This window comes from Filifactor sp., from assembly GCF_057248345.1.
In genome coordinates this window covers 4,732-6,320 of sequence record NZ_DBHIIC010000062.1, presented here as the reverse complement: position 1 = coordinate 6,320, position 1,589 = coordinate 4,732, and the positions used below count along the sequence as shown (strand labels likewise).

Sequence of the window (1,589 nt, the reverse complement as noted above, 5' to 3'; positions counted from 1 at the left end):
CTTTTGTCTCCAATCTACATTCCCTACAATATGGATTATAGTCATAGTTTATACATGATTGATCGGTATATTTTTTCTATTTTATTTTCAAATTCAGATAAAATGTTTCGTTTGTTTTCTCATTTACTATTTTCTAACTTTCCTCTATTATAATCTCTTTTATGTTTATTTTCTTTCATCTAGTACTTAGTAGAACAAGGATCATTTCTTTTATGGCTATCATATACATTATACCCACTCTAAATAGTATAATAGAGGACATTACAATTTCATAGGATTTTCAATTTCACAACATATTTTCCGTTGTTTTCTTACAGATATTACACTGATTACAAGCTGAAAACAGATTGACAATACTTGACATTTTCTATATACTTTTTCATACAATATGGTAATTTACAATTCATGTTAAATAAAGGAGGAAACTATGGCAAAAATTTTATTTAGTCCAAGTAAATATGTACAAGGTGCAGGAGAGCTTGCTCGATTAGCAAGTCATATCGAATCGTTGGGCAAAACTGCTCTTATTATTATTACTGAATCAGGTTTCAAAAGAGTTGGTGAAAAGATAGAAAGTAGTTTCAAAGAAAGCAATTGCAGTATGGAGGTTTGCCATTTTAATGGAGAGTGTTCTGAAGTAGAGGTAAATCGTATTATCGATAAATATGTTACAAACGGTTCTTGCGATATTATTGTTGGAATCGGTGGAGGAAAGATTGTTGATACCGCAAAAGCTGTTGCATACTATACTAAAAAACCCGTTGTTGTATGTCCAACCATCGCATCTACAGACGCTCCATGTAGTGCTTTGTCTGTATTATACACAGAAGAAGGAGTATTCGATAAATATCTCTTCTTACCTCAAAACCCTAATATGGTTATGATGGATACCGAAATCATTTCAAAATCTCCTGTAAGACTTACCGTGGCAGGAATTGGCGATGCATTGGCAACTTACTATGAAGCTCGTGCTTGCAAAATAAGCGGTGCAACTTCTTGTGCAGGCGGCAAAACAACTCAAGCTGCTATGGCGCTTGCTTCTCTGTGTTTAGACACTTTGTTAAAAGAAGGATTGAAAGCAAAAATTGCTTTGGAAGCTGGCGCTTGTACAGAAGCGGTTGAAAATATCATCGAAGCGAATACACTATTGAGCGGAATTGGATTTGAATCAGCTGGACTGGCAGGAGCTCATGCAATTCATAACGGTTTAACTGTATTAGAAGAATGTCACCATATGTATCATGGTGAAAAAGTTGCTTTCGGAACAGTAACACAGTTAGTTTTGGAAAACGCTGAAAAAGAAGAAATTGAAAAAATCTACAAATTCTGTATTGAAATCGGACTTCCTGTTACATTGGCTCAATTAGGAGCAACTGATGTTACAAAAGAACAACTGTTAGAAGTAGCAAAAGCTGCTTGTGTTGAAGGTGAAACAATTCATAACATGCCTTTTGAAGTAACTTCTGACAAAGTTTATAACGCATTGATTACAGCAGATGCATTAGGCAAATATTATTTACAAAAATTTGCACAATAATTTTTGCATAAAGTCATAAACAACACAATGTTGTGTTCCTCAAAAAGAACTA

General features: G+C 33.9%; 1 protein-coding gene. It reads left to right on the top strand.

What is annotated here, in order from left to right:
- Positions 1-427: 427 nt before the first annotated feature.
- On the top strand, positions 428-1,537 hold the full coding sequence (locus ACO5GE_RS07665) for a glycerol dehydrogenase (RefSeq protein WP_484830326.1): 1,110 nt from the start codon (positions 428-430) through the stop codon (positions 1,535-1,537).
- The last annotated feature ends 52 nt before the right edge of the window (positions 1,538-1,589 follow it).